This is a genomic window from Prevotella pectinovora (assembly GCF_000834015.1).
GTDB classification, from domain to species: Bacteria; Bacteroidota; Bacteroidia; order Bacteroidales; family Bacteroidaceae; genus Prevotella; species Prevotella pectinovora.
Genome location: NZ_JXQI01000021.1, coordinates 165690 through 188462 on the forward strand (window position 1 = coordinate 165690; position 22773 = coordinate 188462).

General features: G+C 47.7%; 14 protein-coding genes. 12 read left to right on the top strand and 2 right to left on the bottom strand.

From position 1 onward, the window contains the following. Positions 1-41: 41 nt before the first annotated feature. Positions 42-1166 (bottom strand): helix-turn-helix transcriptional regulator, encoded by a 1125-nt coding sequence (locus tag ST42_RS02800; protein ID WP_044072148.1) that lies wholly within the window; start codon positions 1164-1166, stop codon positions 42-44. Between the two features lie 231 nt (positions 1167-1397). Here ST42_RS02800 and ST42_RS02805 point away from each other — a divergent pair, with 231 nt between their 5' ends. The 6 genes from ST42_RS02805 to ST42_RS02830 all read left to right on the top strand — a co-directional run bounded on the left by ST42_RS02805 (position 1398) and on the right by ST42_RS02830 (position 8425). Continuing rightward, positions 1398-2480 carry a helix-turn-helix transcriptional regulator gene (locus tag ST42_RS02805; RefSeq protein WP_044072150.1) on the top strand — a complete coding sequence of 361 codons (1083 nt, stop codon included), beginning with the start codon at positions 1398-1400 and terminating at the stop codon, positions 2478-2480. Positions 2481-2531: 51 nt separating this feature from the next. Next, positions 2532-3374, top strand: a complete 843-nt coding sequence (locus tag ST42_RS02810; RefSeq protein ID WP_044072151.1) for a WG repeat-containing protein — start codon at positions 2532-2534, stop codon at positions 3372-3374. Positions 3375-3845: 471 nt separating this feature from the next. Then, a complete protein-coding gene (locus ST42_RS02815; protein WP_262503193.1) occupies positions 3846-5165 on the top strand; it encodes a reverse transcriptase family protein in 1320 nt (439 codons plus the stop codon). 5 nt (positions 5166-5170) lie between these two features. Next, on the top strand, positions 5171-6091 hold the full coding sequence (locus ST42_RS02820) for a hypothetical protein (RefSeq protein ID WP_042518178.1): 921 nt from the start codon (positions 5171-5173) through the stop codon (positions 6089-6091). A 542-nt stretch (positions 6092-6633) separates the two neighbouring features. Further along, positions 6634-7989 carry an ATP-binding protein gene (locus ST42_RS02825; protein ID WP_231556885.1) on the top strand — a complete coding sequence of 452 codons (1356 nt, stop codon included), beginning with the start codon at positions 6634-6636 and terminating at the stop codon, positions 7987-7989. 196 nt (positions 7990-8185) lie between these two features. Then, positions 8186-8425: a hypothetical protein gene (locus ST42_RS02830; protein WP_022317505.1), complete on the top strand. Its 240-nt coding sequence runs from the start codon at positions 8186-8188 to the stop codon at positions 8423-8425. Between the two features lie 161 nt (positions 8426-8586). Here the strand turns inward: ST42_RS02830 and ST42_RS02835 are convergent, their stop codons facing one another. After that, on the bottom strand, positions 8587-9423 hold the full coding sequence (locus tag ST42_RS02835; protein ID WP_044072157.1) for a carboxylesterase family protein: 837 nt from the start codon (positions 9421-9423) through the stop codon (positions 8587-8589). A gap of 235 nt (positions 9424-9658) precedes the next feature. On the opposite strand from ST42_RS02835, the gene ST42_RS02840 reads away from it, so the two are divergent. The 6 genes from ST42_RS02840 to ST42_RS02865 all read left to right on the top strand — a co-directional run. After that, entirely contained in the window at positions 9659-12817 is a 3159-nt protein-coding gene (locus tag ST42_RS02840; protein WP_044072159.1) for a SusC/RagA family TonB-linked outer membrane protein, read from the top strand. A gap of 23 nt (positions 12818-12840) precedes the next feature. Next, entirely contained in the window at positions 12841-14712 is a 1872-nt protein-coding gene (locus ST42_RS02845) for a RagB/SusD family nutrient uptake outer membrane protein (RefSeq protein WP_044072161.1), read from the top strand. Positions 14713-14832: 120 nt separating this feature from the next. After that, positions 14833-15687 (top strand): hypothetical protein, encoded by an 855-nt coding sequence (locus ST42_RS02850; protein WP_022317509.1) that lies wholly within the window; start codon positions 14833-14835, stop codon positions 15685-15687. 43 nt (positions 15688-15730) lie between these two features. Then, complete coding sequence (locus ST42_RS02855; protein WP_231556887.1) at positions 15731-16159, top strand: nucleotidyltransferase domain-containing protein; 429 nt, start codon at positions 15731-15733, stop codon at positions 16157-16159. A gap of 107 nt (positions 16160-16266) precedes the next feature. Continuing rightward, entirely contained in the window at positions 16267-20181 is a 3915-nt protein-coding gene (locus ST42_RS13085) for a pectinesterase family protein (protein WP_082028559.1), read from the top strand. 633 nt (positions 20182-20814) lie between these two features. After that, on the top strand, positions 20815-22773 hold a 1959-nt coding region (locus ST42_RS02865), incomplete at its 3' end, for a choice-of-anchor J domain-containing protein (protein WP_044072163.1).

The following is a 22773-nucleotide window of genomic DNA, read 5'->3' on the forward strand; positions in this document are numbered from 1 at the left end:
TTATGGCGTGATTGGTTCTTTTGCTTTTGGAACCATTCCGTTTATGAATCTTTGTCGGTGCTTTCTGTGCCTTTTGCATATAGCCTGTGCATATTCTCTATTCTGTCGGCAAATATCTTGCGTATGTTTTCAGGGCTTACAACTTCGAGTCCGTCGCCCATCTGAAGGATGCGGCCGATGAATTCGTTGTTGAGTTCTACATGGATGACGAACTCACCATATTTACCGTCTTCATGCTCTCCAAACTGGATTGACACTTCCTGGCTTGGGTGGATTCTCTTGGTGTCCGTCAATTTGAAGATATAGTGAGAGTGTGCACGTATGTGTACTGCTTCTGCATGATAAGGATTTCCCTCTTTGTCTTTCGTGTGGGTTACACCTACGATGTTTTTGAAATACTCATTATAGAATCCTTTTGGGGCAGGCTTGAAGGCGATTTTATAGAGTTCGCGAGGTCTCGAACATATTCTGTCGAGGGCGATGTTGTATCCATTCTCAGGAGTCTGGCCGTCGGCATGGCCCAGGAGATGCCACCTGCCATTGAATTCTTTCAGGAAATGAGGATGAAAAGTCAAGTTGCGCTCTTCTTCATCATAAGGCTTGTAGTCGATAGACAACACCTGCTTTTTTATGATAGCTTCGTAGAGGAAAGGAAGAAGCTCGATGTTTGTCAGCATTCGGTCGAGACTCGAAGCCAGTATCTGTTTGCCCTCACGCTTATTCTTCTTTATTTCAAGCAGGTCTTCGCAATCCTGGAAGAAATATTCAAGCCACGACGTAGGAAAGAATCCCGCAGAATTCTGACAGAATTGCCAATACTTATTTATGTTCTTTATAACCATGGCGTTGCGCATATCCCTTAGTGGGTCAGGATTGCTTCCTGTATATCTGAAACTTTTGTCACGGTTGTTTCCTTTTTCCTCAATGCAGCCGGCGCCGATCCTGTCGGTCAGTGCAGTCTTCAACTCGTTGAATGCCTTTTTCAGTTGGGTATAGTTTTTGCATTTCGTAACACTATATTGAAGTTCATTCGCCGATTTCTTGTCGAGATACTCTACCATTACATCTGTATTGGTGAACCATTCCCGTTTCATCAGATGCTTATATATAATGTTTGCGAATTGCGCCTTGCAGCTTTCTCCGAAGAATATATTGGAATTTTTCATAGTTGTAAGTTTTTTTGTTCTTGACTTGATGTGAGTGCAAATACTTTGCCAACGAGTGCAAAGAGAGTTTCACTCTCAATTTGCCGAGTGCAGCTAAGTATTATGCAAATATATCATTTATCTCTAACAAATACAAGTTGAATCGGCAGAAATATTATATATGTCACACAATAAAACGAACATAGGGTTCGTTTTGCAGATGTAACTTTGCACCATCAAAATATAAAGACTATGCCCAAAAATAAAAATGCAATGACTCGATTTAAGATACTTGACGAACTGCTTAGTTGTCGGTATCATAACTATTCGCTTGATGATTTGACGGAAGAAGTCAACAAGCGGCTTGCCGAATTGTATCCCGATACAGATGGTGTCGGTCGTCGGACTATAGAGAAGGATATTCGCTATTTGGAATATGAGGGTCCTTTCTTGGTGGAGATTGAACGTTACACCGTTCCTGGATATAATCGTGAGAAGCAGAAGTCATATAACAAGCGATGTCTCAGATATACGATGCCATCATTCTCAATCTTCAAAAAAGATTTGAGTGATGACGAAGAATATCTGTTGAAAGAAGCACTTTCATTGCTTGGACAGTTCGAAGGACTTCCAAATTTGGATGCTTTGGAAGGGTTAAGACTCGGATTGGGTGTAAGAAAGAATGAAAGGAGAATTATATCTTTAACAAAAAATCCTTTGGAGAATTCCAATTTGCTTGGTGAACTTTTTACCATTATTTCACATCGACAGGTCGTGGAATTGCATTATCATAAGTTTTTCTCACCGCATACTGGGTTGGCTGTCAATATACATCCGTATCTTTTGAAAGAATACAACCGCCGTTGGTTTCTGTTTGCAGCAGCCGAATCAGATGGGAAACTACTTTGTTTCAGTCTTGACAGAATTGACAATGTGGTTCCGTTGCCATCGCATAAATATATAGATTATGATGGCGAAATAAGTGAAATCTTTGATGATATAATAGGTGTGACGATAAGCGAGGGAAGTCCTGTGTTCAATATAGTTTTCTGGGTTAGTGATATATCAAAAGATTATGTTGCAACGAAGCCTATTCACGATTCACAAAAGAACATAAGCGGAAGTGAAGAAATGAAATTAAGGGAAATGTACCCGACACTTTCTAATGGAAAATTCTTCAGCATAGATTGCAAGGAGAATTATGAACTTATTCGTGAATTGACTAGTTTTGGAAAGGAACTTGTGGTTCTTTCGCCAGTCATAATACGGGAGAAGATAGAGAACAGAATAAAAGAGATGGTTGATAATTACAGATCTTTGGGAATGCGAACTTAGAATTCGTACTATATATTTAACTTTGCATCACAAAACATAAAATGATATAATATGGAAAAGAAAGAAATGTTGCAAGTTCATAAATATACTAAGATTCTAGTGCCAGCATCTTCATATAATATGCAGGATGACAAAAGGCTTCTTATTCCTTTTACAAGTGGTGATGAAATTGGCTTTGTAGACAAGGAAGGTGTCATTGTTGTAAAACCGCAATTCACCATGTACTATGGTGATTGTTATGATGAAAGCGACTATATAAGGGTCACCGTTGATTACCTATATGGATTTCCTCGCAGTGGAGGGAGGGTTGCTTCGTATAAGCGTCCGATGTATGGGCTTATTAATTTTAAAGGCGAAACTATCTTTGAACCGTCATTTTTTAGTTTGATACCAGCTATTGGAAACAAGAAACTATATACTGTCCAAGACAAGAATCTTGGATATGCTGTTTTAAACATAGATGGTACAGAAGTCGTTCCCTATGGTAAATACAGTTATATTGACGGATTTGATAAAGGTCTTGCAAGGGTGAAAATTGGAAACGTGACAAATTGGCAAAAAAACAATGGAAACAAATGGGGATTGATAAATGAAAATGGCGATGAGGTTCTCCCTATTGAATATGATGATATGTGGTCGTTTTATGGCAAGAATCGTGCTACAGTCAGGGTTGTAAAAGGAGATGTTGCCCAAAATATCGTTCTTTCAGAAATATTAGGTATGGTTAAAGACCAAGAAAGCGATAGTCTCTCGAATAATTATTGTATCGATGATTACGGTTCCAGTTATGGTGAATACGCTGGTACATATGCCCAAGATGTGGAAGGATATAGTGATGATGTAATAGACGATGCCTTTGATGGTGATCCAGACGCTTATTGGAATATTGATTAGTAAAAATGCAAATTATACATAGATACGACCAAAGAGTTCGCAACAATGTATTAACTTTGCGTCAGAAAATAAAAAGAGGTCTTTGATAATCGGAGCGACAGATATAAATTTGAAAACGTCTTGCGGGCGAAAGCCCTGTCTCTTTGGAGACAGATTCGCATGATGTCTCATCGTCTTTACGGCCGGTGGGATAATGTTATCACGTTAACGTAGACTTCACATACGTAGTATGTCTTCTACTCGTGTCTTATTGTTTTATATTTGTATTCTTATTTTATTATTATATAAAGAAATGAAAGTCTGTCGTTTCCGATGTCACCCTCTTGTATTAAAAAAAATATGGATAAGAACGATATAGCAAAAGCAGCCCAATTGTTGGAGACAAAAGAGGATCTCCTTCACCTTCTCAACAAGATAAAACAGGATGAGATGGCAGAATGTGGTATGTCTGACAAGTTCTATCCTTTCACGATGAAACACTTGAATTATTATTGCAATCCCAACAATTCGTTTCACCGATATAAGCAATTCAAAATTAAAAAGAAATCAGGAGGCTTTAGGCTGATAACGGCTCCAAGAAACCAGAGTTTCATGCTGTTGCTACGATATGTCAATGAAATCTTCAAGGCCGTTTACACTCCTTCTGATTATGCTATGGGATTTACAGAAAATCGTTCCGTTGTAACCAATGCTAATCTGCATAAAGGACGCAATTATATCTTCAATATCGACTTGAAGGATTTCTTTCCAAGCATCCATCAAGCAAGAGTGTGGAAAAGGTTACAGCTAAAGCCTTTGTCCTTCAAACAACCGATTGCAAATGTTGTTGCAGGTCTATGTTCCATGAAAGAAAAAATGGAAGATGGCAGTATAAGGTACGTTTTGCCACAAGGTGCGCCAACTTCACCGATTATAACCAACATGATTTGTGATAACCTTGATCGCAGATTGGCTGGATTGGCAAAACGATTTGGAGTTGTGTATTCAAGATATGCTGATGACATCACATTCAGTTCAATGCACAATGTTTACCATCCTATGGGAGAGTTCAGAAAAGAATTAAAGCGGATAGTCGAGAGCCAAGGTTTTGTCATAAATAAAGACAAGACGAGGTTGCAGAAACTGGGTTCACGTCAGGAGGTTACAGGCATTATAGTTAGTGACAAACTCAATGTGTCTCAGAAATATGTTCGCGACATTCGCAACATTCTTTATATATGGCGTAAATATGGTTATGCCACAGCGTTCAATAAATTCTTTCCAAGATACAAAGATGCTAAAGGACATGTAAAGAAAGGCAATCCAGATATGGTGAATGTGCTGGATGGAAAGCTTATGTATCTGAAAATGGTAAAGGGCGAGGACGATAGCGTATATATGAGGCTGAAGACGCAATTTGACGAGTTGCGCCACAAGCTCCACAACACCAGTCAAGCTACGCCTCGCGGCATCACCTACGTGGAAACGACACCCGTGCTGGAGTTTGAAAAGAAGAATGGCGCCACCATCGAAATCACCCGGTCGAAGCCGTCGGAGAAGGCCATCGAACCATTCGTCTCCCACCGATATGCCACCTTCCCCCTAGGCGGAAAGAGGCAGTGGGCCTCGGTCAACAAGACGTTGAAGCCGGAGGAGGAAACCCAAAAGGACCTTCTGGCCATATCCCACTGTCGCGACGCCAATGGTAAACTGTTTTGGTTGATTCACCGCGCCGACAAGATGATGGTTCGGCCACCTGAGTCGGTCAATATAGATGAACTGAATAAGGAACTCGACGATTTATTAGCCTAACGCTTATGGACGAAAAACTGAATAGCACATTAAACAAGGTAATACGGCTCTGCGGCCAGAACGCAGAGTTCGACAAGGAATTGCGAAAGAGGCTCGGCGTGGCCCCTTCCGCATCCGTTTTGCCGATAAGCGATGAGCGCATTGATCAGATCTACGAGTATTGTATTGAAAAGGTCGTAAGGAAACAGGCTCGAGATTTTTATTCTGATTTCCCCGTTTCATCCATAAGAGATGGTCTTATGGATGACTTCTGTAGGATGGAAGCATTTCGACGCAAGGATAACTTCGGTGATTTTTGTCTGTCCATGTATCAACAAATAGAGCGTATGACCAACTCGTTATGTACGAACCCAGATATAAGCCTCATAGCCGAACGCATGTGGGGATATCCAGCTTATATCAAAACGGGAACTAATATCAAGACCTCATTAGAGAAAAGAGCAGAAAGCGACTATTTGGTTGCTTCGCTCGTGTTCCCCGGAAATGACAAGGAAACAGGTCTGTCTAATGCCACTAAGAAATCCAAGCAGGCTCTTCAAACTCTTTACGCAAAGGATAAGATCAGATGTGTAGTCTATTTTTTAGGGTATAAGGCTGCCATGAAGAGCAGCGACTATAAGAGCTATATAGAATTTACATCGCTTTTGGCTGATCTTTACCAGTGTCGGAACATGAACCATAGAGGCAACAAGCCAACCCAATGGGAAAAGGAGACCCTTGATAGAATTCTACCTTCTAAGGCCGTCTATTATTTGAAGTTTTTGGGTGCACTGACCCTATATGTAGAGCAGATAAAGGAAGGATGGAAAAACCTTCCAACATTGAAGAATTATGCCCAATCGTTATCTCCCAAAGAAGTAAAACCTAGACCTAATGTAATTGGGAATATGGAACTGCCTGGAGATAACAAAAAACGTTATAAGTAATATTTATGCTATAGCATCAAGGCTAGAAACTCGCTCAGTGGAGGGGGAGTCATTTTCTTCTCTGTTTATCTACTCCTCGTGATGACATATCTGTCTCCATTGCGATTCCTGCTGATGCTTCTGTCGGACTTAGGGCGGTTAAATATGAGATACCACTCGATTGTAATTGGTCCAGTACTCCTCAGTTCTTCTGTTTGCAGAATAAGCCTGTTTAAACAGGCTTATTCTGCAAACGGGTGTTTAGATGTTGATAATCAGGTAGTTGGAGGTGTAATTTAATTCTGGGAGGCACGGATTTGGGGCTCTTTGCTTCTTATTATGCATTGAAAAAGGGCTGAAAAGGGCTGATTTTGCAAAATAAGCTTGTTTTTATGAGCTTATTTCTACAAAATTTGCAGATTAAGAGAAAATAAGCTATATTTGTAGCCTAAAATGCGATTGTTATGGAGTATACGGCAATTTTGGAGAAGCAGATATTGGGGAGATTGAAAGTTGACAATCCCTGGTGGACAGAAGGAAAGGTTCCATCTTTTTATGGAAAGATGAGTCCCAGACTATATCTTGATATCTTTTATCCCTTGGTGAAGGATGTCGACATTCAACGTGCTATTATATTGATGGGACCTCGGCGAGTAGGCAAGACCGTGATGATCTATCATTCGATAAAAAAGCTGATAGACGAAGGGGTCTCACCGCAGAATATCATTTATGTGTCGGTGGAGACTCCGATATATAACAATATTCTTTTGGAGCAATTGTTTAATCTGGCATGTCAGATTCTTGGCAAGGAGAAGGGCAAGGAGCAGTTTTATGTCTTTTTTGACGAGATACAATATTTGAAAGACTGGGAGATAAATCTTAAGTCTTTGGTGGATACATACCACAATGTGAAATTTGTGGCATCTGGTTCTGCAGCTGCAGCACTCAAGAAGAGCAGCAATGAGAGCGGAGCCGGGAGGTTTACTGATTTCAATCTGCCGCCATTGCTTTTCTTTGAGTATATCCATCTGCGCGGCTATGATATTATCATGCGTGAATCCAAAGTGGAGTGGGGCGGCATAGAGAGTTCTGTATATGATTCCATTGACATAGGCCAATTGAATGAACTTTTTCTGGATTATATCAATTTCGGAGGTTATCCAGAGGTGGCTTTCTCAGCTCGTATTCAGAAAGATCCCAGCCAGTTTGTGCGTCATGACATTGTTGACAAGGTCTTGTTGCGCGATTTGCCGAGTCTTTACGGTATTTCCGATGTGCAGGAACTTAATTCCTTGTTTGCTATGATAGCTTATCATAGTGGGATGGAGTTCTCGTATGATGGAATGTCGAAAGAATCAGGGGTTAAGAAGGAAACCATTCGTAGGTATATACAATATCTGGAGGCTGCTTTCTTGATAAAAGTGGTGAATAAGACCGATGATACGGCAAGGAGGTTCCAGCGCCAGACCACGTTCAAGATTTATCTGACGAACCCCTCTTTGAGGTGTGCTTTATTTGAGCCGGTGAAGATGACAGATGGAAATATCGGTGACATGATAGAGACGGCTGTTTATTCACAGTGGATACCGCGCGATGAGCGTATCGTATATGCAAACTGGAAAATAGGCCGCACTCAGGGAGAGGTGGATCTGGTAGGTATTAATGATGCCTTGCAGAAGCCAAGTTGGGCGGTGGAAGTGAAATGGACTGACCGTTTCTTCGACAGGCCCTCAGAATTGTCTTCGTTGAAGTATTTCATGGAAAAGAATCATTTGTCTCAGGCCTTGGTCACAACTATAGGGCAGAGAGGCAGGAAGGATATGGATTTCGGCACACTGCATTTTATTCCGTCAGCCTGCTATGCCTATACTGTTGGTGAAAACACTTTGCGACAGGCGAAGAGAAGCTTTGGCTTGTGATATCCGTTAATGAGATTGGCGTGTTGCTAATCTGAAAATCCCCCAAAATCCAGTCAAGCTCTGATGAACGATTCTGGGGCGAACGGGAGGAATAAGGATTATATTCTAAAGAGTTAAAATCCGAGCTGGCTCTGATGGCAGATTCGGGGAAAAGCATGACAAACAGAGATAAAAACAATAAAATCAAGATAGAAATATGACAAAGAAAAGCCTTCTTATCAAAGACACTACGGTGGATGAACGAATGGCAATCGTGAAGGAGTCGCTTAACTTCTGCGACGGTGATTGCGATGGAGTAGATATGGATGACATGTATGACGACTATATCTTCGGTCGTCGGGAACTTGCCGATATCAATCTGGAATTCAGTCGGAAACATGCCGGTGAGGTGGTGCCAAACCGTCCTTCGGCACCTCGTGGCTGCATGGGACGGTAACCATTTGCATTGGCATGAAAAAACGGATTGTCTGGAGCGTTGTTGGCTTCGGGCAATCCGTTTTTTTTGTTTCAATTAAGGCTTTGGGGCTGAACTTCAATCGGTCATCAAGATTTGTTTTGCTAAACTCCACCTCGCCCATCAACCCGATTCAGGCTGAATCACTTTATAGTCGTTTCATACACCGTTTCGGGGTCAGCCTTGCCGAAGTCCATGTCACGGTAGGCTTTGGGGAGGTCGGACATGTCGAGGGTTATCTCCTTGTTTACGGGGCGGTCGGGGTCGAGCAGGGAGTGGGAGAAGAGCCAGTCGTAGGTCTTGCGCATATAGAAGAAGCGTGCCGGAGCACCGTGGTTGGCGCCCTGCAGCCAGGTGTAGCGCAGACGGGAGTCGTTGCCGGACTTCTCGAGGTCGTTGACCACCGATTTAGACTGGCTTATGGATACCGCCCTGTCGGCAGTGCCGTGGATTATCCATAGAGGCAGCCTGCCGAGCGGCGTGCGGTCTTTCTTCGAACAGCCGCCACACATGGCGAGAGCCGCCGCCACTTTGTCTGGATATGTGCAGGCGAAGTCGAGAGTGCCATATCCGCCGAGACTCATTCCGATGACATACACACGGGTGGAGTCGCAGGCATAGTTCTGTTTCGTCCATTCCAGCACGTCGTTTATCTTCTTCGGATTCCACGCTCCGCCGGGGTTCTGCGGCACCACCACCAAAGCGTCTACCTGCCTGCCCTTCACTATGGCGTCGAGCGGTCCGTAGCGTCTTACCCTGTTCAGGTCTCTTCCGCAGAGGCTCTGTCCGTGCAGGAATATTATCACCGGAGTCTCGTTGAGAGTGTAGTAATATTCCGTTGGGGTGTAAACCCAGAAGTTGTAGCCACCGGGTATGGCGTCTTTCACGGGGCGTATGAAGTCGTATTGGGCTTTAGTCTGTAATGATGCCGACAGGATGAGCGTCAGCATGAAAATGATTCTCCTTATTATATTTGGCATGTCTTTATGTTTTGTTCTAAGAGAAAACGCAGATGGGTAGTGGTTTATTGTGTCGGGAGGGGTGTAATGTGGTGTTGTTATTGGAATTTTGGGTAGGAAACGCAAGATGCAAGTAGAAAATAACGACCGGTTTATGTTAAAAACAAAAGAATTTTTATTAATAATGGTTACAAACACCTTGTCTGTCCGTTTCTCAACTATAAGGAAAAATACAATTATTTTAAAATCTATTTTTATGAAGACAAGAAAGATGTATAATTCAAGTGCCAACTTGAAAAAGATGTCCATCACGCTTGCTCTGTCCTCTGCAATGCTTTGTCCTGTGGCAGCCAATGCCGCAGGCAACGGAAACGTTGCCCCTTCTCCACAAGCTGTTCAGCAAAGTGGGGTAGTGAAAGGTAATATCGTTGACGAGACAGGACTGCCAATGATTGGTGTTACCGTTATCCCTATGGGACAGACAAAGAACGGTACTGTTACAGACCTCGACGGTAATTTCACCTTGAACAACGTTTCGGGAAAGGTGACTCTTGAAATTTCATACGTTGGATACAAGACCCAGAAGGTGCAGGCCACCGTCGGCACCCCATTGTCGCTCAAGATGGTTCCCGAGTCAAACCAGCTCGACGACGTTGTCGTTATCGGTTTCGGTACCGTTAAGAAGCGCGACCTCACCGGTTCGGTAGCCTCAGTGAAGTCAGACGTCATCCTTCAGACCCCTACCACCAGTGTTGCTTCAGCCATGCAGGGCCGTATCTCAGGTCTCGACATCAACGGCAGTGAACTCCGCATCCGTGGTAACCGTTCAATCAGCGGCGGCAACTCTCCGCTTGTGATCATCGACGGTGTGCAGGGCGGCAGCATGAGCGACCTCAACCCTAACGACATCGAGTCTATCGACGTGTTGAAAGACGCCTCCTCAACAGCCATCTACGGTTCGCAGGGAGCCAACGGTGTAATCATCATCACCACCAAGAAGCCTGAAGCCGGCAAGATGTCAGTGTCTTACGACGGTTACGTCACGGCAGCCTTCCGTCCCGACCGCGCCGACTACCGTTCGCCAAGCGACTACTACAACACCCGTCGTCTGGCAGCGCAGAACGCCGGACTCTGGAGCAGCGAGGCCGACGACCAGTCGCTCTTCTCAAGCAACGAGGCATACGCAGCCTATAAGGCAGGCGCATGGACAAACTATGAAGACCTCATGCAGAAGAAGACCACATGGAGCACCAAGCACACCGTGACCCTCTCAGGAGGAACAGAGAAGACGGCAGCCCGTTTCTCAGTGGGCTATGCCAACGACGGCGACAAGTGGAAGAAGAGCGGCGGTACCGACCGTTACACCCTGCGTGCCAACATCGACCACAACTTCCACAAGTGGATCAGTGCAGGAGTGACATTCCAGCTTGCCCATACCCGTTCAGAGTATTCACCATACATGAAGGCAAAGAACACCGGTCTTGAGCTGGGTTCACCTTATGGCGTATACAACAATGAAACCGGCGAGTACAGCATCGGCAACGAACTCGTGACATATCCACTGGCAGCCGACGACTATGTTAACCCGCTGATCGACCGTATTGACGGCGACAGATACAAGAAAGAGACCTACGCCACAAACGTAGTGGCAAACGGATACTTGGATATCCACCCGATTGAGGGTCTCTCATTGCGCTCGACACTCAACACCCACATCACCAACTCCTCTTCAGGCGACTTCATTGCCGAGAACCACTCTACGCTTATCGAGAGCGGCAAGACAAGAAGCCAGTCTAACATGTCGAAGGGTTCTTCTACATACGTGGAGTGGAACAATGTGTTGACATACAACTTCAAGAAGCTCCTTCCGGAAGACCATCACCTCTCACTGACATTCCTCACCACATGGGGAAAGAAGGTAGCCGACAATCTGAGCGCTACATCCAATGGCCAGACACTGGCAAGCAACCTGTGGTGGAACATGGGCAGCAACGACGGCGGTGAGGGCGCACTCTCACACTCAAGCTATTATCAGCAGGCACAGAACTTCTCTTATGCCGGCCGTGTGATGTACGACTGGAAAGGCCGTTACCTCTTCCAGGCATCCCTCCGTCGTGACGGTTCTTCAAAACTCGCTCCGGGTCATCAGTGGGAATGGTTCCCATCAGCAGCCTTTGCATGGCGTATCTCCGACGAGCCTTGGATGAAGCAGACCAAGTCATGGCTCGACGACCTGAAGCTCCGTGCCACATACGGTGTGTCAGGTAGCCAGAGTGTAAATGCATACGCTACATGGAGCGGTGTTACCTTCGCCGACTGGAGCTTCGGATTCCAGGATACACAGGCTAACCGCTACTTGCTCGGTGTGGTTGACAACGGTTACTACAAGATTGCCAACAAGACCACGAAGTGGGAACGTTCAGCATCCTTCGACCTCGGTTTCGACGCAGTGCTCCTCAACAGCCGCTTGAACATCACCTTCGACTGGTATTCACAGAAGACCACCGACCTCCTTCTGCAGCGCTCACTGCCTACATCAGCAGGACAGGACGGTAAGTATGCCACTATGGTGAACATCGGTTCAGTGAAGAACCACGGTGTGGAATTCTCTATCAACAGCCGCAACATCGTGACAAAGGACTTCACATGGGGTTCTACACTCACATTCTCAGCCAACCGCGAGAAGATCGACGAGCTCTACGACAATCTGAAGGAACTGCAGATAGGTACACAGAAGGAGACACAGACTTATATGGTAGGTCATCCTATCCACTCATACAAGACATTCAAGTATCTCGGCATCTGGACCACAGACGAGGTGAACGCCTGGACCGACGAGACAGCATACTACAAAGACGCAGCCAAGACACAGCGCTTCCAGGCTGGTGACATCAAGGTTGCCGACCTCGACGGCGACCACGTGATCGACCAGAACAAGGATATCGCTTATGTAGGTTCCACATCACCAGACTGGTTTGCTGGATTCAACAACGACTTCCGCTACAAGAACTGGGACCTCTCAATCTATTTCTATGCTCGCTGGGGACAGTGGGGCGAGAGCAAGGTGGCAAACTACGACCCTTCTACCGGTGGCATCTACTCTAACTTCGACTACTGGGTGGCAGGCACAAACGAGGGCGGCTCTCTGCCGGCACTCTACAAGGGCCGCAAGCTCTTCGACTACGTTGGCTACCAGAGCCTCTCTTACTGCGACAACTCATTCATCAAGCTGAAGAGAATCTCGCTCGGCTACACATTGCCACGCACAGCATTGAAGGCAATGGGCGTAAACAACGTGCGCATCTATGCCACAATCAACGATCCTCTCTACTTCGTGAAGAATGACTGGCAGAAGCACTTCGATCCAGAGGGCAACCAGCGCAGCGTAACCGTTGGTCTTAACGTAAACTTCTAATCACCGTCAATAAAGGAAACAAAATGAAGAATTTCAATAAATATATTATCGCGGCACTGCTCGGCGGAACGACGATGGGATTCACCTCATGCTCGCTCGACGAATATAATCCAAGCAATGAGGGTGCCGACGCGGTCTTCGTTACCGAGAAAGGTATGGAGAACCTCGTGAACCAGATGTATTACAACTTCCGTTGGAAATTCTACGGACGTGAGGACCCTTGCCTCTATATGGAGGGATCGGCCGACATCTGGCAGAACATCGGATCAAACTACGACTACGGTAAGCAGCTCACACGCTGCGTAGACCTGCAGGGCGACCGCGGACAGTTTGCCAACGTATGGAACCGTGTCTACGACAACATCAACGTCTGCAACACCATCATCGGCAGACTCGACGACTGCAAGGAACTGTCGGCAGACAAGAGAAGCGACTTCGAGGGCGAGGCAAAGTTCATGCGCTCCTACTGCTACTGGTGGCTCACTGAGTTCTTCGGCGACATAGAGCTCAGGACCAAGGAAACCAAGGACCCGGAGTTCACAGCCAAGCGCACCGACCGCAAGACAATCTACGACGAAGTGATCATCCCCGATGCCAAGTTCGCTGCAGAGAACCTGCCTGTCACTCCTTATGAGGGCAACGTAGGTCGTTCTACCAAGAAGGCAGCCAAGGCACTCCTCGCACGTGTTCTTCTGACCCGTGCACAGTATGAGGAGGCAGGAAGCGACGCTCAGAAGGCTTTCTATCAGCAGGCCCTCGATGCAGCTCTCGACGTGATTAACAACAAGGCAGCTCTCGGAATCAGAATCTATGACACTTACGACGAAATCTGGCAGGCAAAGAACAACAAGACGAACACCGAGTATCTGTGGGTGGCTACGTTCTCATCAGTATCTTCACTGAATGCCGACTCCAAGCCAAACCGTCTGCACTCATACTTCTCTCCGAAGCTCGTGGGCAACGCCGGTATCCAGAACACACAGACATCGTTCGACTATCCGGCAGAGTCAACACTCCTCATGCCTACATATTATTTCATGAACCTCTGGGAGGATTGGGACGCTCGCTACGATGCCGACTTCCAGGAAGCCTTCATGAACCCGTCGAAGTATCCTTACAAGTGGAAAGAGGCTGAGGCCAACAAGTATAACCAGCCAGAGCTCAAGGACAAGAAATCAGCAGTGAACGACACTCTGCTCTATTTCACCCGCAAGCACATCAGCGACGAGACAAGCCGCAACTATGCCACTGTAGACATCGACGAGCTGTACGACACAGGCAACGTGAACGCTTATGGCGGCGCTCCTCTGCGCAACTACAAGACCGATGCTGCCAACTACGACTCCAAGACTTCGCAGTATATCGCCGCTTCATTCCCACGCTTCAGAAAATACCGTATCTGGGATGGTGATGAGAACGGAACTATTCTCCTTATGGACCAGAAGGCAAACCAGAAGGCAAGCCATGCCGACGTGCCGATAATGCGCTATGCCGAGATGCCTCTCATCGCTGCCGAGTGCTATATCGCCCTTGGCAATCCGGGTGCCGCTGCCGACATGATCAACAACGAGATCCGTACGGCACGTGTAGTGAAGGCTGGCCACAGCCTGAGCGAGGCACAGGTGAATGCGTCACAGATGACCATCGACTGGATTATGGATGAGCGTGCCCGTGAGCTTTGCGGCGAGTGGCTGCGCTGGTTCGACATCAAGCGTGTTTACTCTCCACAGGGCAAGTTCGCTTCCACCATCATCGGCCGCAACCCGAGTATGACAAAAGACGACTGCATGCAGGAGTATCATGCCCTACGCCCGATTCCAAACACATTCCTCGACAAGCTCGAGAATGCGTCAGAGTTCGGTCAGAACCCTGGATACAATCCATATACGAAATAATGGCTGACGAGGAATTCCTCGTTGAATAGTAAAAAAAAGCGAAGTGTCATGGTTACAATACCATCGGCACTCCGTCTTTTATTTAAATATAAACAAAGGACTATTTAAAAATTAAAGATTATGAAGAAAATTCTACTTTCAGCAATCGCCCTTATGGGTATGGTTTCAGCCAGCGCACAGGAGGCTACAACTCCTTACATCCTTTCTCAGGTTGAGGCAAACACTTATGCCGTTACGATGACAAACGATGAGATCACTGCCGCTTTCGATGCACAGTGGGTTGCAGACGCTTGGAATATCGGTGCCGCTCTTCCGGCAGGAACAGTGATGTTTGAGAACGACGACCTCGTCATCACAGCTGCCGTTGACAAGACTCCAGTATATACCGCAAACGGAAAGCTCTCTCAGATCAAGAAGGAGAATCCTGGTTATACTGGTTATGTTAATGCCGGTTCTACATTGGCTCAGAACAACTGGGAAGAAGGCATTACCATCCAGGACATTGCAGAGGTTAAGGCAAGCAACCATGGTATCGTTGCCGTTACACCTAAGAAGGCAGGTGTGTTGAGCTTCGGTGTTTATGCCGGCAACAACAGCCGTGAGATCGGTATCTACAAGCTCGCTACCGATGACGAGAAGGCAGAAGGCGAGTTCGGAGCAATGATCGCAACGAACAACTTCCGCAACGATGGTGAGAACGGAACCGTTGAGAACGCTCCTGCTTTCGTTGAGGCTCAGGTAGAGGCTGGCCGTCAGTATGCTTTGATGGCCGGTGGCAACAAGAACCTCTGCTTGCACCAGATCAAGTTCGTTGCCCAGGGTGGTAGCGTAGACGGCATCAGCTCGGCAGAGACTACAACAGTAAAGAACATCACTGCCATCTACACACTGGCTGGCGCACAGGTGAGCAGCTTGCAGGACGGAGTGAACATCGTGAAGTATAGCGACGGCACATCAGCAAAGATCGTTAAGTAACAATCTCTCAATATGGACAACGTCCACACCGATTAGCGTATCGATGAAAAAACAACTCCCGTCAGGCATTTCGTCAGGTGGGAGTTTTTTTCGTCCTTCCTTTGAACTTGTCAGGGAAAATGCTATATTTGCAAAAAATACTTGGTTTATGACGAACGATGGTATAACGATACAAATGATTAGGGAAACGGCAAGTAAGATACTTCCCGTTGATGCCCGTGTAGTCCTTTTTGGGTCACGTGCAAGAAATACCGCACGTGAAGATTCCGACTGGGACTTGCTGATTATATTGAATAAAGACCGTCGCAGCGTGTCTGATATAGAAAAGTATGCATGCCCATTCATGGAATTGGGCTATGAGAACAATGAGGAGATAAATCCTGTCGTTTATACCCAAAAAGAATGGGATGAGCGTAAGTTGACTATGTTTCACCATAATGTAGAAAGAGAGGGCGTAGATTTATGGCATTAGATATAGAGTCTCAGAAAGAAATTGTCAAATATAGGGTAGAAAAGGCAGAAAAATAATACCTCTCCGGAGACCCAAATCTCAAAAAAAACTACTATAAACAAAACAATATGCTAAAGGAAATCAGAAATGCCGGTATCACCGCTTTGGCGCTATTGGCGTTGCAGCCAGCCTATGCTACCATCGAGGGCAGTCTCGACCCCACGTCGGTAGTGGCGCAATGGAGCAACTCATCAACCTATCCGAAAGTCATCGACATTAATTTCAGCGACGCCACATGGCCCGACACCTGGAAGGGAGAGACAGGAGTAGACTGTCCCGACTTTGCCAAGGGCGGTTATGTCAATGCCGTGCTGAAAGTGGGAGCCAACGGCGGCACAGCCGTGCAGTATCCTGTGCTCTTCCACAACTGCACCTTCGCCACCAAGAAGTCATACAACGGTTTCGCCGGTGCCACGGCAGCCTTCTGCCGACAGTATTACCTCGGTCAGAACAAGACCGGCAACAGCACCGCCACATTCAACGACTGGACCGTTGCCGGTCACACGCTCCATCTCGAAGACAACATCACATACGACGCCTCCGGCAACCCCAACTATGGCGAGGCAGGCTTCGTCCAGATGTGTCGCGACGCAGCTATCACAGATGCCGCCGGCAACAAGGTATCGCAGCACGGATGGATAGAGATAGACCATATACCATACGTAGACCGTGTGCAGTGGTCGTGGTCGTCAACCTCCTGGGGCCGTGGCATAAAATGCGACTATAAGATTGGCGACGGCGAATGGAAACCGCTCGTATGGATGGGGTCAGAGAAACACAAGATGGGATGGACCGTCTTCTCCGACCAGGGCTATTTCATGGAGAACGTCATCAACGCCTCCGACGTGTCGCTCCGCTGGAGAGTGTGGGACGGCGAAGACCTCAAGAATCCCGTGCAGGTGGATGCCAACGGCAAATGTCCTTTCACCACCTCGCTCAACCCCTACGCCCAGATGCAGGCACCACGCGTACACAAGATACAGATTTTCGGTAGTGAGATAACCGCCGAACAGGCACAGTATGCCACAGACCATCCCGTATCTGACGTGGGCACCCTCTCCGACCTCGGCGGAGGCAGCGGTGAAGACGGTGAGACCGTCGCTCCCGACGACAATGCCGCCGTGGTGATATCCACCGTGGCACAAGACGGCACCGGCGACTACACCAAGATACAGGATGCCATCAATGCCATTCCCGAAGGTTCGCGCGGCATCATATACATCCGTCCGGGAGTGTATGAGGAGAACGTCTATGCCGGAAGGAAGAGCACGAAGAACAAATACTTCTCTCTCATCGGCGAAGACAAGCAGACCACCATCCTCACCTCTGGCGTAAGCCGCGGAAAAGGCAATGAGGACAATACCTACAACGACTGCGCCGCCCTCAACGTCTATGCCAGCCGCTTCTATGCCGAAAACCTCACCATCCGCAACACCAGCGGCAATGTGGGACAGGCAGAGGCACTCTTCACCAACGGCGACGCCCATATCTTCAACAACTGCATCCTCAGCGGCTATCAGGACACCTATAAGGCAAATGTGGGAGCACGCGGCTATTTCACCAACTGCACCATAGAAGGCGCCACCGACTTCGTCTACGACGGAGGAATGGAATGGTTTGACAGTTGCCGTATCCACCTCCTCAAGGGAGGCGGCTATATCACAGCACCTGCCGAGAGCGGCATGCCGATGACCAAGGTGATGTATCCCGAGCTCAGTGCCGACAAGTTCTATCCCGGTCTCTTCTTCCGCAACTGCACGGTGACGGCAGCCGATGGCGTTGCCGACGGTGCATACTATCTCGGCAGACCATGGAAGGAAACCTGCGGAGCGATGTTCATCGGCTGCAAGCTCCCCAAGGCTATCAACGCCAAGGGATGGAAAGACTGGAGCGGCTCTGAAAACAAGGCATCGCTATACGAATACAAGAGCATCGATGCCGCTACGGGCAGTCTTGCCGACGTGTCGTCGCGTGCCAGCTTCTCACATCAGGCAACGGATGCCGAGGTGGAGGCATATATGAACCCTAAGTTCCTCTTTGCGAAATACAAGGATGAACCGTTCGATTACGAGAAGATTCTCCGTGGTGCGGCAGCGCCGATGAACTTTGTCGTGACCCCTAACGAGATCTCATGGGAGAGCGACGACAACGCTGCCGGATATATTATATATAAGGATGGCGCCTTCCTTCGTTTCACCACCGACCGCTCCCTCACCAAGGATGCTGCCGATGATGCCAGATACAGTGTGGCGTCGGTATCCAGGAAGGGAGTCGTGTCAAAGGCGGTCCTCGCTTCCGATGCTCTCCGCATTACGGCATTCCCTACGGCAGAAGGATTCGGGAAATATGCCACAGGAGGCCGTGGCGGTAGGGTGGTGAAGGTCACGTCGCTTGCCGACGACGGTTCGGAGGGCACTCTGCGCTGGGCGTTCCAGCAGTATCCCGGCGAACCTCTCACCATCGTGTTCGCCGTGAGCGGCGACATCCGTCTTGCCGACCAGCTCCGCATAAACCGTGCCGACTGGACACTCGCCGGACAGACAGCACCGGGCGACGGCATCGTCATCACCCACAACAAGATAAACTTGGGCGGATCGCAGAACTTCATCATCCGCAACGTGCGTTTCCGCTGCGGACAGAAGGATGTGAACGGACAGATTCTGCAGGACCAGGCACTCGGCGTGGAAAACTGCAACAACTACATCTTTGACCACTGCGTGGTGGGATGGTCGATGGAAGAGAACATGAACACCCAGGACTGCCACTTCCTCACCGTGCAGAACACCATCGTTCATGAAGGCCTCTACAATGCCGGCCACAAGAAGGGCAAACGAGGCTACGGCACCCAGTGGGGCGGTTCGCCGGCGTCTTATTATCGCAACCTGCTTGCCGACAACAAGTCGCGCTCGCCGCGTATCAATGGTGCCAGAGGCGAGGATTATGTTGTCTTCCTTGAGTATATAAACAATGTGAACTACAACTTCGGCGGCAACGGCGGATGCTACGGCGGCGAGAACACCGCCGACATAACATCATACAACGGTATGAACTCAGCCCACGAATGCAACTTCATCGGCAACTACTACAAACCGGGACCTGCATCCAACAAGTCGGGTGTCGTGCTTGTCACTTCCAGCTACGCCCGAAGTGGCGCCACCTCCTGGGGACCGGCAAAATGGTATGTCAACGGCAACGTGATAGAGGGCGACGCCAACCGCACCGCCGACAACTGGAAGGCGATGAGTGCCGAGCATTATTCGCTCTCCGACATCAGAGTGGATGAGCGCATCGTGCCGGAGCACAACTACTACAAGTATTCAAAGGCGGGCAACGTGGGCACCTACGACCCTGAGATGTATATGATATACAATGTGGAGAGTGGCGAACAGGCCTATCAGACCGTTCTCCGCACTGCCGGCACCATCCGTCGCGACGCCGTAGAGAAGCGTGTCGTTGAGGAGGCAACCACGGGAGTGAACCTCTACGGCGGTGCCACCTATGGTGCCAAGAAGGGAATCATCGACACCGAGGCTGATTGTGAAGGCTTCATACAGTATGCCACCGACTACACTGTGCCGACAGACACCGATGGCGACGGCATTCCCGACGACTGGGAGCGCCAGCATGGTCTCAATCCTGAAGTGGCAGACCAGAATATGGTCAATGCCCAGGGATACACGGCGCTTGAGGTATATCTCAACAGTCTGATGGGTGAGCAGCAGTCTTCCGAATTCCATGTCAACGCCATCCACTCCCTCCAGGCAGCTCCGCTTGTGGCATACGACCGCACTACCGCCACTCTGCGTGTCAGCCAGAATGCCGTGGGTGCAGTCCTCAAGGTGTATAATACTGCCGGACGCCTTCTTTCATCCCGACAGATCACGTCGGCCCTTACTTCCCTCTCCGATGTCAAGGCTCCCGTCTTCCTCGTCCGCATCGAGGGCAGCAAGGTGGCGCCACGTGTCATCAAGGTGGTGAAATAAGCTGATGTATCCAAAAAAAGAATATCGCTCAGGTCTTTTTCTTGGGCGATATTTTTTTTCCCATGCATTGGCAGAAGCCTGAAAGCAGGAATACGGATATTATAATATGCCATTATTGGGCAGCTGTCTGTCGTCAATTCTGCCCATCCGGGGTAAGCACCGTGCCCATGTTGGGTAAGCAGCGTACCCAAGTTGGGCAAGCATCGTGCCCATTTTTTGGTTAAAAGCCAGACAAAATCCAATCTTCTAAAAGACAAAATCCACGCAAGCCCTAATGACCGATTTGGGTTAAACACACGCTGAATTATTTCAGTCCAACAGATGTGCGTAATGTCTACACTCTTTCTGAAAAAACATCTTTTTGGCAACAAAATGTTATTTTTGTACTAATTTTTTCTATTATTTTTTTGTTATATTAAAATATTTATTACTTTTGCATCCAGTACTATACAGATTGCTGCATGTTTTTCTATAAAAAACTAAAAACGGTGCATGTCCTATAGAAAGGAAGACGGAAACAGAAGGAAATCAGAGCATACCTTGTTACATCCCTATGGTATAACGAAGAAACACGACATATCGACATATTTGGAAAATAACTTAAACATATACTAATTTTTAAACTTTTTATTTATGAGAAAGACGTTACAAAGAACATTCGGACTTCTCTTCTTCGCGCTTGTTGGCGTGATGACGGGAACGGCCCAGAACTCTTTCCCGTATTCAGTCGATTTCACGACGGCTGGCGACCTCGCCGGCTGGACAGCCGTGGATGACAGTCCTACGAAGGGAGTTACTTGGGAGTATGGAACGGGAGCGTACAGTCAGGCAGAAGCTGCTTCTAAGATGTGCGCTATCATGAAAGAAGATGCTGCTTCTAAGCATGTTGATTATCTCGTTTCTCCAGAGTTTACCGCTACGGCAGGTGCTACCTATTACATCAGCATCAAGGCCCAGTATAAAGGTTATGCAAGGTGTGGCGTGCAGGTAGGCAAGAGCGCTACCGACATGTCGGCAAACTCAGTGATAAGTGATAACGTTGCGAGCTCGTTCGGTAAATATGGTAATGGTTGGTTCGATTATAAGGGTGTTGAGCGCGCCAAAACGGCTAAGGTTGCTTATACGGCAACAGAGGACGGACCAATCTATTTCTCTCTCTATGCTCATTCTATGCTCGACGCTGATGACGGTGACTTCTTCTACGTTTACGGTATCGACATCGTGGAAGACAAACCAGGTCCTAAGGCATTGCCATATAGCGTAGATTTGGGCGACAACCAGAGAGGATGGGCAGCACTCGATGCAAGTGATGTTCCTGGCGTTACATGGGCAGCAGGTGAATTCTATGACAACACCTCTACTAAATATTTTCCTGGCGTTGTAAACAAGCACGACTGGGAAAACACATGGAACGACTACTATGTTTCTCCTGCTTTCACACTTGAGGCTGGCAAAAGCTATAAGGTGAAGACTCGTACATGGAAAAATACTGACCCGAGCGCATTCACACTCTCATTGATGCTTGGCACATCACAGACGGATGCAAGCACATTCCAGAAGATTACAGACCTCGAGATGCAGGCAGTCTACGATGCTACTGCTACTGAAGACCACGTGTTTGCCGTTGGAAAGGGCGGTGACTATAATCTGGCATTCCTCGCTACCACAACTACAGGTACCGACGAGGTGATAGCTCTCAGCTATTTCGATATCGCTGAGACTGATGAGACTCCAGAGATTACCATCGGTGGTGGCAGTGAAGGGCCTGAGACAACAGCTCTGCCATACAATATCACATTTGATTCTGCCGACAAGTTCGCTACATGGTCTACTCTCGACAACAGCGATGTTCCTGGCAAGACATGGGAGTTCAACGCTTCTGACTTCGCTGGTAAGCCATCTGCATTCATGGGTCCTGACGCAGGTTCTGCAACTTGCGACTGGCTGATCTCTCCAAAATTCGAACTCAAGGAGGGTAAGTCTTATGTAATCAAGTTTGACGGTGCTACAGGTGCCGACAACAAACTCAGCTTGCTGCTCGACTACTTCGTAGAGGAAATTAACAAGGACAACTTTAAGGGTATCGACTGGATTGGCGAGAAACTTCCTAAGATGGAAGGCGAAGAGGCTAAGACAGAATGGACTGTTAACATCAACAAGGATGGCGGATACTACTTCGCATTCCGTGCTCTCAACTGGACTCCAAACCAGGAGACCGACGCTATCAGCATCTATTCTTTCAGCGTTGCAGAAGCACCAGAGGGCGAGCCGGAAACACCGGTTGCTCTTCCATACGAGACTTCATTCCTTGAGGAGACAGGCGCAGCAGGCTGGACAGCTATGGACCGCAGCGACAACGTAAGCTCTACATGGTCTTGGAACTCTTGGGGCTATACAGAGTATGACGAAAACTGGCAGCAAGTAGGTGATACCCACCCATGTGTTGGCTTCAGCTCAGACTGGGACACCAATGCCAACGATTATTTCGTTTCTCCATTGTTCACTCTCGAGGCCGGCAAGACATACGTTGTGAAGACTCACACTGCTACTAACAGATCTTGCTTCAACGACAAGACGACTTCATTCACTATG